Annotated in this window: 14 protein-coding genes; 7 read left to right on the plus strand and 7 right to left on the minus strand. The window is 73.4% G+C overall.

Features of this window, described 5'->3' with window-relative positions; all coding sequences use genetic code 11:
• Window positions 1-58: 58 nt before the first annotated feature.
• The 3 genes from sph to AC07DW_RS10835 all read left to right on the plus strand — a co-directional run bounded on the left by sph (window position 59) and on the right by AC07DW_RS10835 (window position 3,040).
• Window positions 59-1,102: a sphingomyelin phosphodiesterase gene (gene sph, locus AC07DW_RS10825; protein ID WP_478857299.1), complete on the plus strand. Its 1,044-nt coding sequence runs from the start codon at window positions 59-61 to the stop codon at window positions 1,100-1,102.
• A gap of 78 nt (window positions 1,103-1,180) precedes the next feature.
• Window positions 1,181-2,161: a cation diffusion facilitator family transporter gene (locus AC07DW_RS10830; protein ID WP_478857300.1), complete on the plus strand. Its 981-nt coding sequence runs from the start codon at window positions 1,181-1,183 to the stop codon at window positions 2,159-2,161.
• 129 nt (window positions 2,162-2,290) lie between these two features.
• Window positions 2,291-3,040, plus strand: a complete 750-nt coding sequence (locus AC07DW_RS10835) for a MerR family transcriptional regulator (protein ID WP_478857301.1) — start codon at window positions 2,291-2,293, stop codon at window positions 3,038-3,040.
• 102 nt (window positions 3,041-3,142) lie between these two features.
• Here the strand turns inward: AC07DW_RS10835 and AC07DW_RS10840 are convergent, their stop codons facing one another.
• The 4 genes from AC07DW_RS10840 to AC07DW_RS10855 are packed head-to-tail and all read right to left on the minus strand — an operon-like array spanning window position 3,143 to window position 8,927.
• Window positions 3,143-5,317, minus strand: coding sequence for a 3-hydroxyacyl-CoA dehydrogenase NAD-binding domain-containing protein (locus AC07DW_RS10840; protein WP_478857302.1), 2,175 nt, complete (start codon window positions 5,315-5,317; stop codon window positions 3,143-3,145).
• A 45-nt stretch (window positions 5,318-5,362) separates the two neighbouring features.
• Complete coding sequence (locus AC07DW_RS10845) at window positions 5,363-6,577, minus strand: acetyl-CoA C-acetyltransferase (protein WP_478857303.1); 1,215 nt, start codon at window positions 6,575-6,577, stop codon at window positions 5,363-5,365.
• A gap of 23 nt (window positions 6,578-6,600) precedes the next feature.
• Window positions 6,601-7,743 (minus strand): acyl-CoA dehydrogenase family protein, encoded by a 1,143-nt coding sequence (locus AC07DW_RS10850; protein ID WP_478857304.1) that lies wholly within the window; start codon window positions 7,741-7,743, stop codon window positions 6,601-6,603.
• Window positions 7,740-8,927 carry a CaiB/BaiF CoA transferase family protein gene (locus AC07DW_RS10855; RefSeq protein WP_478857305.1) on the minus strand — a complete coding sequence of 396 codons (1,188 nt, stop codon included), beginning with the start codon at window positions 8,925-8,927 and terminating at the stop codon, window positions 7,740-7,742. The genes AC07DW_RS10850 and AC07DW_RS10855 overlap by 4 nt, the downstream gene beginning before the upstream one ends.
• Window positions 8,928-9,100: 173 nt before the next feature.
• On the opposite strand from AC07DW_RS10855, the gene AC07DW_RS10860 reads away from it, so the two are divergent.
• The gene (locus AC07DW_RS10860; protein ID WP_478857306.1) at window positions 9,101-10,291 is read left to right on the plus strand and encodes a saccharopine dehydrogenase family protein; all 1,191 of its coding nucleotides are present in this window, start codon (window positions 9,101-9,103) and stop codon (window positions 10,289-10,291) included.
• Between the two features lie 112 nt (window positions 10,292-10,403).
• On the opposite strand, the gene AC07DW_RS10865 is transcribed toward AC07DW_RS10860, so the two are convergent.
• Together AC07DW_RS10865 and AC07DW_RS10870 are read right to left on the minus strand one after the other, a co-directional pair.
• Entirely contained in the window at window positions 10,404-10,781 is a 378-nt protein-coding gene (locus AC07DW_RS10865; protein WP_478857307.1) for a VOC family protein, read from the minus strand.
• A complete protein-coding gene (locus AC07DW_RS10870; RefSeq protein WP_478857308.1) occupies window positions 10,778-11,467 on the minus strand; it encodes an endonuclease V in 690 nt (229 codons plus the stop codon). Before AC07DW_RS10870 ends, AC07DW_RS10865 begins: the two co-directional genes overlap by 4 nt.
• 80 nt (window positions 11,468-11,547) lie before the next feature.
• On the opposite strand from AC07DW_RS10870, the gene AC07DW_RS10875 reads away from it, so the two are divergent.
• On the plus strand, window positions 11,548-11,856 hold the full coding sequence (locus AC07DW_RS10875; protein ID WP_478857309.1) for a YciI family protein: 309 nt from the start codon (window positions 11,548-11,550) through the stop codon (window positions 11,854-11,856).
• Window positions 11,857-12,180: 324 nt separating this feature from the next.
• Here AC07DW_RS10875 and AC07DW_RS10880 read toward each other — a convergent pair whose 3' ends face one another.
• The gene (locus tag AC07DW_RS10880) at window positions 12,181-13,266 is read right to left on the minus strand and encodes a WD40/YVTN/BNR-like repeat-containing protein (RefSeq protein WP_478857310.1); all 1,086 of its coding nucleotides are present in this window, start codon (window positions 13,264-13,266) and stop codon (window positions 12,181-12,183) included.
• Between the two features lie 149 nt (window positions 13,267-13,415).
• Between AC07DW_RS10880 and ssgD the strand changes: the two genes are divergently transcribed.
• Window positions 13,416-13,832, plus strand: coding sequence for a spore wall synthesis regulator SsgD (ssgD, locus tag AC07DW_RS10885; RefSeq protein WP_478857311.1), 417 nt, complete (start codon window positions 13,416-13,418; stop codon window positions 13,830-13,832).
• Window positions 13,833-14,122: 290 nt separating this feature from the next.
• Complete coding sequence (locus tag AC07DW_RS10890; RefSeq protein WP_478857312.1) at window positions 14,123-15,757, plus strand: ABC-F family ATP-binding cassette domain-containing protein; 1,635 nt, start codon at window positions 14,123-14,125, stop codon at window positions 15,755-15,757.
• Window positions 15,758-15,907 lie beyond the last annotated feature (150 nt).

A 15,907-nucleotide genomic window follows, 5' to 3' on the forward strand; every position in this document is an offset into this window, starting at 1 on the left:
CGGGGCTGATTTGATGTGCCGCGCCAAGGTCCGACCCCCCGCCGTTTCTGGAGTCCCCGTGCCGCGATCCGCACTGCGATCCGTGAAGAGCACCGCCCTCTCCGCCGCCCTGTCGACCGTGCTGGCGACCGCCGCGGTGGCCGCGACCGGCCCGTCCGCCGCCGCCGCGTCCGCCGTCTCCGCCGCTGCCGGCGCTGCCGGCGCGTCGGCGGTGGAGGGCAGTACGCCGGCGCTGAAGGTGCTCTCGTACAACACGTTCCTGTTCAACCGGACGCTCTACCCGAACTGGGGGCAGGACCGCCGGGCGAAGGAGATACCGGCGGCGCCGTTCTTCCGCGGCCAGGACGTGGTGGTGCTCCAGGAGGCGTTCGACAACTCCTTCTCCGACACTCTGCTGCGGGACGCCGCCGCCCAGTACCCCTACCAGACGCCGGTGATGGGCCGCGGGAAGACCGGATGGGACGCCACGGGCGGCGCCTATTCGGCGACCACCCCGGAGGACGGCGGTGTGACGGTGCTGAGCAAGTGGCCGATCATCCGCAAGGAGCAGTACGTCTACAAGGACGCGTGCGGCGCGGACTGGTACTCCAACAAGGGATTCGTCTACGCGGTGCTGAACGTGAACGGCACCCGCGTGCACGTGGTGGGCACACACGCCCAGTCGACCGATCCCGGGTGCGGCAGCGGCGAGGCGGCCCGGGCGCGGAGCCGCCAGTTCACGGCGATGGACGCCTTCCTGGACGCCAAGAACATCCCGGCGTCCGAGCAGGTGCTGGTGGCGGGCGACCTGAACGTGGACTCGCACAGCGGCGAGTACGCCACGATGCTGGCCGACGCGGGCCTGGCCGCGGCGGACGCGCGCACGGGCCACCCGTACTCCTTCGACACCGACGCCAACTCGATCGCTTCCGAGCGCTACCCCGACGACCCGCGTGAGGACCTCGACCACGTCCTGCACCGCGCCGGGCACGCGAGGCCGGCCGGCTGGACCAACGAGGTGATCAAGGAGCAGAGCGCTCCCTGGACGGTGACGAGCTGGGGCAGGCAGTACACGTACACGAATCTGTCGGATCATTACCCGGTGGTCGCGTACGTCAGGTAGTCGCAACGGCTTCGCAGCTGGTCAGCGGCCGCTCTTCGACAGTGGCCGCAGCCCGGTCCGGCTGCCATGGTGGTGTCCATGACGGGTCATGGACACCACCGTCACCATCATCACGGTGAGCGGGTCGACACCGCTCTGGAGGGGTCGGCGGCAGGGCTGCGCACCTTGTGGTTCTCCTTCGCGGTGCTCGCCGCGACGACCGTCGTGCAGGCGGTCGTCGCCGCGCTGTCGGGTTCGGTGGCCCTGCTCGGCGACACGGTGCACAACGCCACGGACGCCCTGACGGCGCTCCCGCTGGCGCTCGCCTTCCTCCTGGGGCGGCGCGCCGCGACCCGCCGCTACACCTACGGGTTCGGCCGGGCCGAGGACCTGGCGGGGGTCTTCGTGGTGCTGGTGATCGCCGCGTCGGCCGCCTTCGCGGGGTACGAGGCGGTCCGGCGGCTGCTGGAGCCGCAGCAGGTGGGCCACCTGCCGGCCGTCGCGGCGGCGGGCCTGGTGGGGTTCGCCGGCAACGAGTGGGTGGCCAGGGCCCGGATCCGCACCGGCCGGGCGATCGGCTCCGCCGCGCTGGTCGCCGACGGGCTGCACGCCCGCACCGACGGGTTCACCTCGCTGGCCGTGCTGGTGGGCGCGGGGGGCGCGGCGCTGGGGTGGCGAAGGGCCGACCCGCTGGTCGGGCTGGTCATCACGGGCGCCATCCTGCTGGTGCTGCGGGGCGCCGCGCGTGAGGTGTGGCACCGGCTGATGGACGCCGTCGACCCCGGGCTGGTGGACCGGGCGGAGCACGTCCTCGGGCATGTCGACGGCGTGCGCGCGGTGGGCGCCGTGCGGATGCGGTGGCTGGGTCATGCGCTGCGGGCGGAGACGTCCGTCGTGGTGGACCCGTCGCTGACGGTCGTCCAGGCACACGCGGTGGCGGTGGCGGCGGAACACGCGCTGCTCCACGCGGTGCCCCGGCTGGCCGGCGTCACCGTCCACGTCGACCACGCCCACGCGGCGGACGGGGACCCGCACGCGGCCCTGGCCCACCACTTCCCGGCGGCGGCTCAGGACTCGTAGAGGTACCCCGCGACGGCAACCGCCGCGCCGTCAGCGGCTCCGCCCGGGACCGCCCACGACTTTCACAGCGCTGGTGAGACAGCAATACTGTTGTACAGAACCAGCGCACCCGTCGGAAGTGAGGCCCGCATGGCGACCGAGGCGACCGAGACCGAGGAGCGGGAGCCGCGGCCGACGCTGACCGTCGACGAGCTGGCCGCCCGGGCGGGCGTCACCGTGCGCACGATCCGGTTCTACGGCACCCGCGGCCTCCTGCCGCCGCCGGTGATCGGGCCGCGCCGGGTCGGGCACTACGGGCCGGAGCACCTCTCCCGGCTCGCGCTCATCGAGGAGCTCCAGCACCAGGGCATGACGCTCGCCGCGATCGAACGGTACCTGGAGCAGCTCCCTCCCGACCTGAGCGCCCACGATCTGGCCATCCACCGGGCGCTGGTGGCGACCTGGGCGCCGGACGCGCCGGAGGAGATGGCCCGGGCCGAGCTGGAGCGGCGGGCCGACCGGGCGCTGGACGACGAGGACCTCGACCGGCTCGCAGCGATGGACGTGCTGGTCCGCACGGACGCGGACGACACCTTCCGGGTGGACCCCGGGCTGCTGCGGCTGGGGGTCCGGCTGCTGGACGTGCCCATCCCGCACGAGACCATCCTGGCGTCCCGCACGGTCCTGGTGGAGCACACCCGGTCGGCCGCCCAGGAGCTCACCCGGCTGTTCCGGGACGAGGTGTGGGGGCCGTACCGGGAACGCGAGTCGGACCCGGAGCACGTCGCGGCGATGAAGTCGCTGTCCGCGCACATGCAGCCGCTGGTGGTCCAGGCGCTGGTCACGGCGTTCCAGCGGTCGCTGAAGGAGGAGCTGGGCGCCGCGTTCCGCACGGAGTGAGCCGGCCGCCGGGCGTGCGGGACCACGCCGGCCCCGCGCTGGGCCGCCACCGGGACGACCGCCGTGTCGGTGACGGTCCTCCCGGTGACGCGCCCGGCGGTGTCAGTCGCTGAACCTCTCGCCCCGCCCGGCCTTCTCCACCAGCAGCGCCGGGGGCACGAACCGCTCCCCGTACCGCTCGGCGAGCTCACGCGCGCGTGCCACGAAACCGGGGAGCCCGCCCTCGTAGCCGTTGATGTACTGGAGCACTCCGCCGGTCCACGCGGGGAAGCCGATACCCATGATGGAGCCGATGTTGGCGTCGGCGACGGATGTGAGCACGCCCTCCTCCAGGCAGCGGACGGTGTCCAGCGCCTCCGAGAAGAGCATCCGCTCCTTCATGTCGTCGAAGGGGACGGCCGCCGCGCCGACGGTGCCGAAGTGCTCGCGCAGGCCGGGCCACAGGCCCTGCCGCTTGCCGTCCTCGTCGTAGTCGTAGAAGCCCGCGCCGCCGCTGCGGCCGGGGCGGCCGAATTGGTCGACCATCCGGTCGATCACCGTGTCGGCCGGGTGCTCCCGCCAGATGCCGCCGGCCTCCTCGACGGCGCGGCGCGTCTCGTTGCGGATCTTGCGCGGGAGGGTGAGGGTCAGCTCGTCCATCAGGGACAGCACCTTCGCCGGGTAGCCGGCCTGTGCCGCCGCCTGCTCGACGGACGCGGGCTCCACGCCCTCGCCGACCATGGCGACGCCCTCGTTGATGAACTGGCCGATGACGCGCGAGGTGAAGAAACCGCGTGAGTCGTTGACGACGATCGGCGTCTTGTTGATCTGCCGGACGAGGTCGAAGGCGCGTGCGAGTGCCTCGTCGCCGGTCCGCTCGCCCTTGATGATCTCGACGAGCGGCATCTTGTCGACCGGTGAGAAGAAGTGCAGGCCGACGAAGTCGGCCGGGCGCTCGACGCCCTCGGCGAGGAGCGTGATCGGCAGCGTCGAGGTGTTGGAGCACAGCAGCGCGCCGGGCTCGACGATCTCCTGGATCTCCTGGAACACCTTGTGCTTGAGCGCCGTGTCCTCGAAGACCGCTTCGATGACGGCGTCGCAGCCCGCCAGGTCGGCGGGGTCGGCGGTCGGGGTGATGCGCGCCAGCAGTTCGTCGCGCTTGGCCTCGGTCGTCCGGCCCCGCGTCAGCGCCTTGTCGAGGAGCTTGGCGGAGTACGCCTTGCCCTTCTCCGCCGCCTCGGCCGACACGTCCTTGAGGACCACGTCGATGCCCGCCCTGGCGCAGGAGTACGCGATGCCGGCGCCCATCATCCCGGCGCCGAGGACCGCCACCTTGCGCACGGTGCGCGGTTCGACGCCCCGGGGGCGGCTGGCGCCGGAGTTGACCGCCTGGAGGTCGAAGAAGAACGCCTGGATCATGTTCTTGGCGGTCTGCCCGGTGACCAGCTCGGTGAAGTACCGGGACTCGATGGTCAGCGCGGTCTCGAAGTCGACCTGGGAGCCCTCGACGGCGGCCGCGAGGATGTTGCGGGGCGCGGGGTAGGGCGCGCCGTTGATCTGCTTCTTCAGGTTGGCCGGGAAGGCGGGCAGGTTGGCGGCGAACTTGGGGTGCGCCGGGGTGCCGCCGGGGATCTTGTAACCGGGGGTGTCCCAGGGCTGCCCGGACTCCGGGTGGGCGTCGATGAACGCCCGTGCCCTGGCGAGCATCTCGTCCGGGGAGGCGGCCACTTCGTGGACCAGGCCGTTCTCCAGGGCCCGCCGCGGCGAGTACTGGGTGCCCTGGAGGAGCACCTTGAGCAGGGCGTCGGCGATGCCCATGAGGCGTACGGCGCGGGTGACGCCGCCACCTCCGGGCAGGAGGCCGAGGGTGACCTCGGGCAGGCCGATCCTGGAGCCGGGCGCGTCGAGGGCGATCCGGTGGTGGGAGGCGAGGGCGATCTCGTAACCGCCGCCCAGGGCGGCGCCGTTGATGGCGGCGACGACGGGCTTGCCGAGCGTCTCGATGCGGCGCAGGGCGCGCTTCATCTCCATGCCGGCGTCGAAGATCCGCTGGGCGTCGGCGGGCCCGGCCTTCATCATGTCCTTGAGGTCGCCACCCGCGAAGAAGGTCTTCTTGGCGGAGGTGTAGATGAAGCCGCGGATGGAGTCCTTCTCGGCCTCGGCACGGTCGGCGACCGCCGCGATCGAGGTCCGGAACGCCTGGTTCATGGTGTTGGCGGACTGGTCGGGGTCGTCGAGGACGAGCGTGACGACGCCGGTCTCGTCCTGTTCCCAGCGGATGGTGGTGGACTGGCTCATGGTGGTGGCTGCTCCGTAAGGCCGTACGGGAGGGAAAGGACGGGGTCAGACGCGTTCGACGACGGTGGCGATGCCCATGCCTCCGCCGACGCAGAGCGTGGCGAGGCCGTAGCGCTTGTCCTGGCGCTCCAGTTCGTCGATGAGGGTGCCGAGGATCATGGCGCCGGTCGCGCCGAGGGGGTGGCCCATGGCGATGGCGCCACCGTTGACGTTGACCTTGTCCAGGGACAGGCCCATGTCCTTGACGAACCGCAGCACGACCGCGGCGAACGCCTCGTTGATCTCGACCAGGTCGATGTCGTCGATGGTGAGCCCCGCCTTGGCGAGGGCCTTCTTGGAGGCGGGGGCGGGGCCGGTGAGCATGATGGTCGGCTCGGAGCCGGAGACGGCGACGGAGACGATCCGGGCGCGGGGCGTCAGTCCGTACCGCTCGCCGACTTCCTTGTTGCCGATCGCGACGAGCGCGGCGCCGTCGACGATGCCGGAGGAGTTGCCGGCGTGGTGGACGTGGTCGATCCGCTCGACCCAGTGGTACTTCTGCAGGGCCACTGCGTCGAAGCCGCCCATCTCGCCGATGGCCGCGAACGAGGGCTTGAGGGAGGCGAGCGAGTCGGCGGTGGTGCCGGGCCGCATGTGCTCGTCGTGGTCGAGGACGGTGAGTCCGGCGCGGCCCTTGACGGGGACGACGGAGCGGTCGAAGCGGCCGTCCTTCCAGGCGGTGGCCGCCCGCTCCTGGGAGAGCGCCGCGTACTCGTCGACGTCGCGCCGGGTGTAGCCCTCGATGGTGGCGATCAGGTCGGCGCCGATGCCCTGTGGGACGAAGTTGGTGTCCCAGTTGGTCATCGGGTCGGCGAACCACGCCCCGCCGTCGGAGGCCATCGGCACGCGGGACATCGACTCGACACCGCCGGCGAGGACCAGGTCCTCCCAGCCGGAGCGGACCTTCATGGCCGCCATGTTGACGGCTTCCAGACCTGAGGCACAGAAGCGGTTCTCCTGCACGCCGGCGACGGTGTCGGGCAGTCCGGCGGCGATGGCGGCGATCCTGGCGATGTCGGATCCCTGGTCGCCGACGGGGCCGACGACGCCGAGGACGATGTCGTCGATGGCGGCCGGGTCGAGGCCCGGGAAACGGCCGCGCAGTTCGTGGATGAGGCCGACCACCAGGTCGATCGGCTTGGTGCCGTGCAGGGCGCCACTGGCCTTTCCGCGCCCGCGCGGGGTGCGGATCGCGTCGTACACATACGCTTCGGTGCTCACTGGTCAAGCCTTTCGGGGAGGGGTCAGCCGAGCAGGGAACGGCCGATGATTTCCTTCATGATTTCGGTCGTACCGCCGTAAATAGTTTGGATCCGGCCATCCGTGAAGGCCTTGGCGACCGGGTATTCGGCCATGTAGCCGTAGCCGCCGTGGAGCTGCAGGCAGCGGTCGGCGACCCGTTTCTGCAGTTCGGTGGCCCACCACTTGGCCATGGAGGCGTGCACGGCGTCCAGCTCCCCCTGGGAGTGGTCGACGATGCAGCGGTCCAGGAACTCGCGCGTGACGGCGCACTCCGTGGCCATCTCGGCGATCTCGAAGCGGATGTGCTGGAGCCGGGCGAGCGGTCGTCCGAACGCCTCGCGCTCCTTGACGTACGCCGTGGTGATCTCCAGCAGGTGTTCGGCGGCGGCGATGCCGGCGACCGCGATGTTCAGCCGCTCCTGGGCGAGGTTCGTCATCAGGTGGAGGAACGCGCCGTCGAGCGTGCCGAGCAGGTTCTCCTTGGGGACGCGAACGTCGTGGAAGAACAGTTCGGCGGTGTCCTGGGCCTTCTGGCCGATCTTGTCGAGGTTGCGGCCCCGTTCGAAGCCCTCCGCGCCGCGCTCGACGACCAGGAGGGACAGGCCGCGCGCGCCGCCCTCGGGGGTCGTCTTCGCGACGACGACCACCAGGTCGGCGAGGATGCCGTTGGAGATGAAGGTCTTGGAGCCGTTGAGCAGCCAGTGGTCGCCCTGGTCCTCGGCGGTGGTGCGGATGCCCTGGAGGTCGGATCCGGCGCCGGGCTCGGTCATGGCGATGGCGGTGATGATCTCGCCGGTGCAGAAGCCGGGGAGCCAGCGCCGCTTCTGTTCATCGGTTCCGAGCGAGGTGAGGTAGGGGCCGATGATGTCGTTGTGCAGGCCGATCGCGAGTCCGGGGGCGCCGGCGCGGGTGAACTCCTCGGCGAGGACGGCGCTGTAGCGGAAGTCGGTGTTGCCGCCGCCTCCGTACTCCTCGGGGACGGCGATGCCGAGCAGGCCCTGGCGGCCGGCCGCGAGCCAGGCCTCGCGCGGGACGATGCCGTCCTTCTCCCAGCGCTCGTAGTGCGGGACGACCTCCTTGGCGAGGAAGGTGCGGACGGTCTCGCGGAAGGCGTCGTGTTCGGCGTCGAAGATCCGGCGCTTCACCTGGTACCCCTGTCGTCGTCGGTACGGCGGTCATCGGTACGCGGGTCGCCGGTACGGCGGCCGGCGTCACGGATGCTCGGTACGGCCCAGTCGTGGGCGACCTCGTCGGTGTCGGCGCCCGGGCGGGCCGGTGGGCGGGTCACGGCGCCGGGGGTCGCGGAGAAGCGGGGCGCGGGGGCGGGCTGGGTGATCCCGCCGTGGTCGGTGAAGGTGGCGCGGGCGGCGAGGTGCGGGTGGGCGGGCGCCTCACGCAGGGACAGGACCGGGGCGACGCAGGCGTCGGAGCCCTCGAACACGGCCGTCCACTCGGCGCGGGTCCGCTCCCTGAAGCGCGCGGCGACGAGGGCGCGCAGTTCGCCCCAGCGGTCGGGGTCGTCACGGGAGGGGGCCGGGTCCGGGAGGCCGAGCAGGGTGGTGAACTCGTCGTAGAAGCGCCGCTCCAGCGCGCCGACCGCCATGTGCCGGCCGTCGGCCGTCTCATAGGTGCCGTAGAAGGGGCAGCCGCCGTCCAGGAGGTTGACGCCCCTGCGGTCCTGCCAGGCGCCGGCGGCCATCATTCCGTGGATCATCGTGGTGAGGTGGGCGGCGCCGTCGGTGATCGCCGCGTCGACGACCTGGCCGCTGCCACCCTCCCCGCGCGCGTGGTGGAGCGCGGCGAGGACGCCGACGACCAGGTAGAGCGAGCCACCCGCGTAGTCGCCGACCAGGTTCGCGGGCACGGCCGGCGGCTCACCGGCCTTGCCGATCATGGAGAGCGTGCCGGTGACGGCGATGTATCCGATGTCGTGCCCGGCGCGCGGGGCGAGCGGCCCCTCCTGCCCCCAGCCGGTCATCCGCCCGTAGACCAGCCTGGGGTTGCGGGCGAGGCACGGCTCCGGTCCGATGCCGAGCCGCTCGGCGACTCCGGGGCGGTACCCCTCGAGGAGGACGTCCGCGCGCTCGACGAGGTCCAGGACGCGTGCGGGGCCGCCTTCCGCCTTGAGGTCGACGAGCACGGAGCGTTTGTTGCGGTTGGTGAGGTCGAACTCCGGATCGATGGCGAGCCCCGCGCCGCCGGGCCGGTCCACCCGGACGACGTCGGCGCCCAGGTCCCCCAGGAGCATGGCGGCGAACGGGCCCGGCCCGATGCCCGCCAGCTCGACCACGCGAACGCCGGTGAGCGGGCCGTTGCCTGTCGCTGCCATCTGACCCCCAGGACTGTGACACAACCGCTGTAACAGCAATGATGCTAAGAACGTGTTCCACTCCGCACAACCCCTGTGGACGAGCGAGCGCTCAGCTGGACGCCGGGGCGGTCCCCGCTCCCTCCGCACGCTAGCCTCTGCCTCCGACAACGGCGCGGACGGCGGAGGGCTGGATGGATTCACGGGACGGCACGGGGCGGGCCTACGACGTGGTGCTCTTCGGGGCGACCGGGTTCGTCGGCGAGCTGACCGCCCGCTACCTCGCCGCGCACGCGCCGGCGACCTGCCGGTGGGCCCTCGCCGGGCGCAGCCGGGAGAAGCTGGAGGCGCTCCGCGACCGGCTGGCCGTCGAGCACCCGCGGTGCGCCGACCTCCCGCTGGTGACGGCCGACGCCTCCGACGCGGGCTCCCTGCGCGAGCTCGCCGGATCGGCCCGGGTCGTGGCGACCACCGTCGGGCCGTACGTCTGGCACGGCGAGCCGCTGGTGGCCGCCTGTGCCGAGGCGGGCACGGACTACGTGGACCTCACCGGGGAGCCGGAGTTCGTGGACCTGATGTACGTGCGCCACGACGCGCGGGCCCGGGAGACCGGGGCGCGGATCGTGCACGCCTGCGGCTTCGACTCGGTCCCCCACGACCTGGGCGTGTACTTCACCGTGGCGCGGCTGCCGAAGGACGTACCGCTGGCCGTGGACGGGTTCGTCCGCTCCAACGCCGTCTTCTCCGGCGGTACGTTCGCCTCGGCGATGACCGCCATGGGGCGCGGCCGGCACATGCTGCGGGCGGCCCGGGAGCGCCGGCTGCACGAGCCGCGCCTGGTGGGGCGGCGGGCGCGGGCGCCGCTGGGGGCACCGCGGTTCAGCCGGGAGACCGGCACCTGGGCGCTTCCGCTGCCGACCCTGGACGCGGCGATCGTGGGGCGTTCGGCGGCGGCCCTCCCCCGGTACGGGCCGGACTTCCGCTACCGCCACTACGCGGCGGTGAAGGCCCTGCCGGTGGCGGTCGGCGGGACGGCGGCCATGGGCGCGCTGTTCGCGCTCGCCCAGGTGCCGCCCGCCAGGCGGTGGCTGATGGGCCGTTACGAGGCGGGCCGGGGACCGGACGAGGAGCGCCGGGCGCGCAGCTGGTTCACGGTGCGGTTCGTCGGCGAGGGCGGCGGCCGGCGGGTGTTCACCGAGGTGTCGGGCGGCGACCCCGGTTACGACGAGACGGCGAAGATGCTCGCCGAGTCGGCGCTGTCCCTGGCTTTCGACGCGCTGCCGCCGACCGCCGGCCAGGTCACCACGGCGGTCGCGATGGGTGACGCGCTGCTGGAGCGGCTGAGCCGGGCCGGTATCCGCTTCCGGGTCGCCGACTCGCGCTGAACCGGCGTCGCTCCGGCACCGGCACGCGCCCGCGCGCCGGGCGGGGCGGCCCACCCGGCGGAGGGGCGTCCGTCCGGTGCCCGCGGGCGCCCGCGGGCGCCGGACGGCGTCCTCAGTCGCGTACGAGGCAGAAGGGGTGCCCCGCCGGGTCGGCGTAGACGTGCCAGCCACGCGCTGGGTCGCCGTCGTCGAGCGGGGCGGCGCCCAGGTCGAGCACCTGCCGCCGCGCCCGGGCGAGGTCGGGCACGCCCAGGTCCAGGTGGAACTGCTGCGGGCGGGCGGGATCGGGCCAGGCCGGCGGGTGGTGGGGGTCGGCCCGCTGGAACGCCAGCACCTGTCCGCCGTCCAGGTGCAGGGTCGCCCAGTCCGCGTCGAGCGACCAGCGGCGGTCCGGGCGGTCCACCTCTCCGCCGAGCAGCCCCTGGTAGAAGCGGGCCAGGGCCCGCGGGTCGGGGCAGTCCAGAACGGTGCACTGCAGCCGGCCGATCATGCCGTCGCCTCCTTCAGGGCGCGTCTGCACAGGGAGTCCGCGCGGCGCGTGGTCTCCGGGATCCGGTAGCGGGGCGCCAGGTGCAGGGTGTGGGCGCAGGCGTTGTCGAGGGTGACCCGGTGGCCGGCCGAGACGAACACCGGCTTGACGCCCTCCTGGGTACGCAGCGCCCGGCCTACCTGCTCGCCGTCCGCCATCAGCGGGGCGGACGCCCCGCGCTCGGGGGCGGGCTGCTCGTACGAGAAGGTGAACGGGTTCTTGGCGACCCCGATCACCGGCAGCCCGGTGAGAACGCCGAGGTGGCTGGCGAGGCCGAAGCGGCGCGGATGGGCCCGGCCGTAGCCGTCGCACACCACCAGTCCGGGCTCGCCCCGCAGTGCGGCGAGCGCGGCCAGCACGGTCGGTATCTCACGGAAGGCGAGCAGGCCGGGGACGTACGGGAAGGACACCCGGCCGACCGCCGTGGCCTCCTCGACGACGGTGAGCGTCCGGGCGTCCAGGACGACGGCGGCCGCGGCGACGAGGTCGCGTTCGTCGTCGTAGGCCACGTCGACACCGGTGACCAGGCCGGTGCCGGGCGGCGGGCCGGGCTCGTCGAGGACGACCCGGTCACGCAGTTCGTCCTGGACGGCCAGGGCCGTCGCCTCGTCGGACGGCCAGTCGGCGGGCTTGTCGATGATCGTCATAGTGACCGTCAGCCTACGGGCGCCACCGCTGAGGTTAGACCGTCGGCGGGCTGCCGGTGGGGCGCGGTAGCGTCGCGGGCATGTTCGTACTGGAATTGACCTACACCGGGCCCCTCGAGCGGGTGGACGAACTCCTCCCGGAGCATGTCGCCTGGCTCGACACCCACTACGCGTCGGGGGTGTTCATCGCCTCCGGCCGCAAGAACCCGCGCGACGGCGGCGTCATCCTGGCCGTCGGGGAGGACCGCGCGCGGATCGAGGGGATCACGGCGACCGATCCGTTCGTCACCGGGGGTCTGTGCGAGTACCGCGTCACCGAGTTCCTCGCGACCAGGACGGCGCCGGACCTCTCCGCCTACCGCCAGCCGCTGCCCGCGCCGGGGCGGTGACCCCCGGCGCCGCCCGCACGGCCCACCGGCGGGCGCCCGGCCGACGCCGGGCGGCGGCGCCACGGTCCCGCCGGGCGCCCTGTGGCGGTGGCGCCACGACAAGCCCCTCGCCGGGCGGGCGGGCCCGGTCCTCGGCCGACCGCGCCTGCCGGGCGCACCGGGCGGCCGGTGCCCGTCCGGGTCTCCGGATCCGCCCGCGGGGCGCCCGGCCGGCCATCCGGGCGTCGGTGAACCGGGGCGCGTCCCCCGACAGCGCCGACGGTGCCCCGGCGGGCCGCCCGTCCGGGGCTTGGCCGGGCGCGGGCGGTGCCCGCCGTGCTCGGTTCACCGCTCCAGGCGGGCGACCCGGCCCTTCTCACCCGAGGCCCAGCAGCCGGAGCGGGGGCCGGCGGCGCAGTCGACCGTGTCGTACGACCCGGTGTCGACGGTCCGCCAGGTGCGGCCGCCGTCCGTCGTCAGGTCCGTCCCGGTGGGGCCGACGGCGAGGGCGGCCGACCGGCTGTGCGGGAGCCAGGCCACGCCCGAGCGGTACGCGGGCGGTGGGGTGTGCGCCGGCCGCCAGGTCCGCCCGCCGTCCCGGCTGACGGCCCCCGCCCGGGGGGACGGCTGCCCGGTGCGGTAGTCGCCGCCGACGGCGATGCCGTGCGCGCGGTCGCGGAACGCCAGGGCGAACACCCCGCGCGCCGGGTCGCCGGCGGGGATCGTCGATTCGGCGACCGTCCAGTGCAGGCCGCGGTCGGAGGAGTGGAACACGCGCGCGGTGGCGCCGCCGCCGGTGGCCAGCCACACGTCCCTGGGGCCGGAACCGACCAGGCACTGGCCGCTCGCCGCGAACCCGGCCTCTCCCGGCAGCGCGGCGGGCATGCCCGCGTCGGGCAGCACCTCCCAGGTGCGGCCGCCGTTCGCGGTGGACAGGATGCGGTACCTGCCGTCGACCGGGTCGCTCATCGCGAGGCCGTGGCGGCTGTCGAGGAACGTGACGCAGTCGTAGAAGGCCCGGGGGTCGGTGTTGCGGAACGACTCCGTCCAGCTCTCGCCGCCGTCGTCGGTACGGAGGATGCGGGAGGCCTCGCCCTCGCCGATCGCGAGCACCACCGCCCGGCGGCCGTCGAACGCCTCCACGTCCCGGAACTCCAGCTCGGCCGCACCGGGAGGCGAAACGTTCCGCCAGGTCCGGCCGCCGTCCGAGGTGCGCAGCACCGTGCCCTTGGAGCCCGCCACCCAGGCGGTGGAACGGCTCACGGCCGCGAGGCCCCGGAAGCGCACGTCCGTCCCGGTCGGCTTCACCTGCCAGCCGTGCGCCCCGGTGGCGGGGGCGGCCCGGGCGGGTGCGGCGGTGAACGCGGCCGCCAGCACCGCCCCGCACAACCCCGTTGCCACCGTTCGTATCGTCTTCCCCATCGACGTCATGGCGCGGGAACGTAGCCCACCGCGACGGAGGCGTCCAGAGCGCGCCGGTGACGCAGGTCACACCGTTCGCCAGTGCACGCCTCCGCGGAATTCGTCGTCCTCCCTGGTGCAGGAGACGTACCGCCGAGCCGTGTGTGAGGGAGCTGGCCTTGTCCACCGTCATCGAGCAGGCCGTACGGGCCCGCCTGGTAGCGTCCGCGCCCCGCATGGAATCCGTCGCGGTCACGCTGCGCTACGACCGCGGGAACCCCTTCGCCGTGAAGATGTCCTTCCCCCCGCGGGCCACCCTCGAAGGGATCGAGGTGGCCTGGGAGTTCGCCAGGGAACTGCTGGTGGCGGGCCTCGACGAGCCGGCCGGGCTCGGCGACGTACGCGTACGGCCCTATGGCTACGACCGTACGGTCGTGGAGTTCCACGCCCTGGAGGGCGTCGCGGTGGTCCACATCCGCACCTCCGAGCTGCGCCGCTTCCTCAAGCGCACCCAGCACCTGGTGCCGGCCGGCCGCGAGCACGAGTTCCTGGACCTCGACCAGCGCCTGGCCGAACTGCTGCGGGACGCCCGCTGATCCGCCCGCGCCGCGCGGCCGGCGTTCACACGGCCGGCGTGCGCGTGCGGCGTGCGGCATGCGGCCGATCCCGCGGCCGGTAATTCCGTTGCCGCCCGGACGGGACCGGGCGTAACGTCGTTCCCGCCCTTGTTGTCGCCGAACGGAGCGGGACGTTGCTCTTCTGAGGTCTCGAGACACCGTGTCGCACCGCCGCGTCAGGCGCCGTGCGCCCCGTTGTGCGACCTCGGCCATGAGCCGTCCCGGTGTCTCACCCGTTGCCCCTTTCCACACGCAACAGGGAGACCCGTATGTCTACCTTCCCCACCTTCATCACCTGCACCGACCTGTCGTTCTCGTGGCCCGACGGCACCGAGGTGCTGGACGGCTTCCAGCTCGCGGTCGGGCCGGGCAGGACCGGCCTCATCGGCCTCAACGGCTCCGGCAAGTCCACCCTGCTGAAACTGATCGCGGGGGAACTCACCCCCACCGACGGCACGGTCCGCACGGCGGGCGAGATCGGTCACCTGCCGCAGAACGCCACCCTCGACACGGCACTCCGCGTCGACCAGGCCCTCGGGATCGCCGCCACCCGTGCCGCGCTGCTCGCCATCGAGGGCGGGGACGCGAGCGAGGAGCACTTCACGGCGGTCGGCGACGACTGGGACGTCGAGGAGCGGGCGCGTGCCACGCTCGACCAGCTCGGCCTCGGGCACATCGGCCTGGACCGGACCATCGGCGAGGTGTCGGGCGGCGAGTGCGTGCTGCTGCGGCTGGCCGCCCTGTTGCTGGCCCGGCCCGACGTCCTTCTGCTCGACGAACCGACGAACAACCTCGACCTGCACGCCCGCCGCCGGCTGTACGCGGCCGTCGAGGCCTGGTCCGGCGTCCTGGTCGTGGTCAGTCACGACCGCGAACTGCTGGAGCTGGTCGACCAGATCGCCGACCTCCGCGACGGCGAGGTGACCTGGTACGGCGGCACCTACTCGGCGTACGAGGAGGCGCTCGCCGCCGAACAGGAGGCGGCCGAGCGCATGGTGCGGGTCGCCGAGGCCGACGTGCAGCGGCAGAAGCGCGAACTGGCCGACGCGCAGGTGAAGCTGGCGCGGCGCAAGCGGTACGGACAGAAGATGTACGACAGCAAACGCGAGCCGAAAATCGTCATGGGCGCGCGCAAGCGGGCGGCGCAGGAGTCGGCCGGCAAGCACCGCACCATGCACTCCCAGCGGCTCACCGAGGCCAAGGACCGCCTGGACGAGGCGGTGGAGGCGGTGCGGGACGACGACGAGATCCGCGTCGAACTGCCGTACACCACCGTCCCGCCCGGCAGGGGCGTGCTCCTGCTGAGCGACCTGGAGCTGCGGTACGGGGCGCGGGTCGGCGGCGAGTGGGAGCTGCGCGGACCGGAGCGGGTCGCGCTCGTCGGGCGCAACGGCGCCGGCAAGACGACGCTGCTGCGCACCGTCGCCGGTGAGCTGGAGCCGGTCGCGGGAGAGGTGGTGACGCACGTCCCGCTGCGCTTCCTGCCTCAGCGGCTCGACGTCCTCGACGACGACCTGAGCGTGGTGGAGAACGTCGCGCGGTTCGCGCCCGAGGCGACCGCCAACCGGATCCGGGCGCGGCTGGCCCGCTTCCTGTTCCGGGGCGCGAAGGCCGACCAGCGGGCGGGGACCCTGTCGGGCGGCGAGCGGTTCCGGGCGGCGCTGGCCGCGCTGCTGCTGGCCGAGCCGGCCCCGCAGCTGCTGATGCTGGACGAGCCGACGAACAACCTCGACATGGTGAGCGTCCGGAAGCTCGTCACGGCGCTCGGCGCGTACGAGGGGGCCCTGATCGTGGCCAGCCACGACGTGCCGTTCCTGGAGTCCATCGGCATCACCCGCTGGCTGCTGCTGGAGGACGGCGAGCTGCGCCCGACGACGGCGGACGAGGTGCTGGCGGACCGGTGACGTCCCGGCGGACAGCCCGGGCACGAGATGCCGGGGTGTCCGCCGCACCCCGCCGTCCGCCCCCGCCCCCGCTGTCCACCGGCGCGGTGGCCGGGCACTCGTCCACCGCCGCGTGCCCGGCGGAGTCCGGCCCGGCGGAGTCCGGCCCGG

The sequence above is a fragment of the Streptomyces sp. NPDC045701 genome, assembly GCF_056432045.1.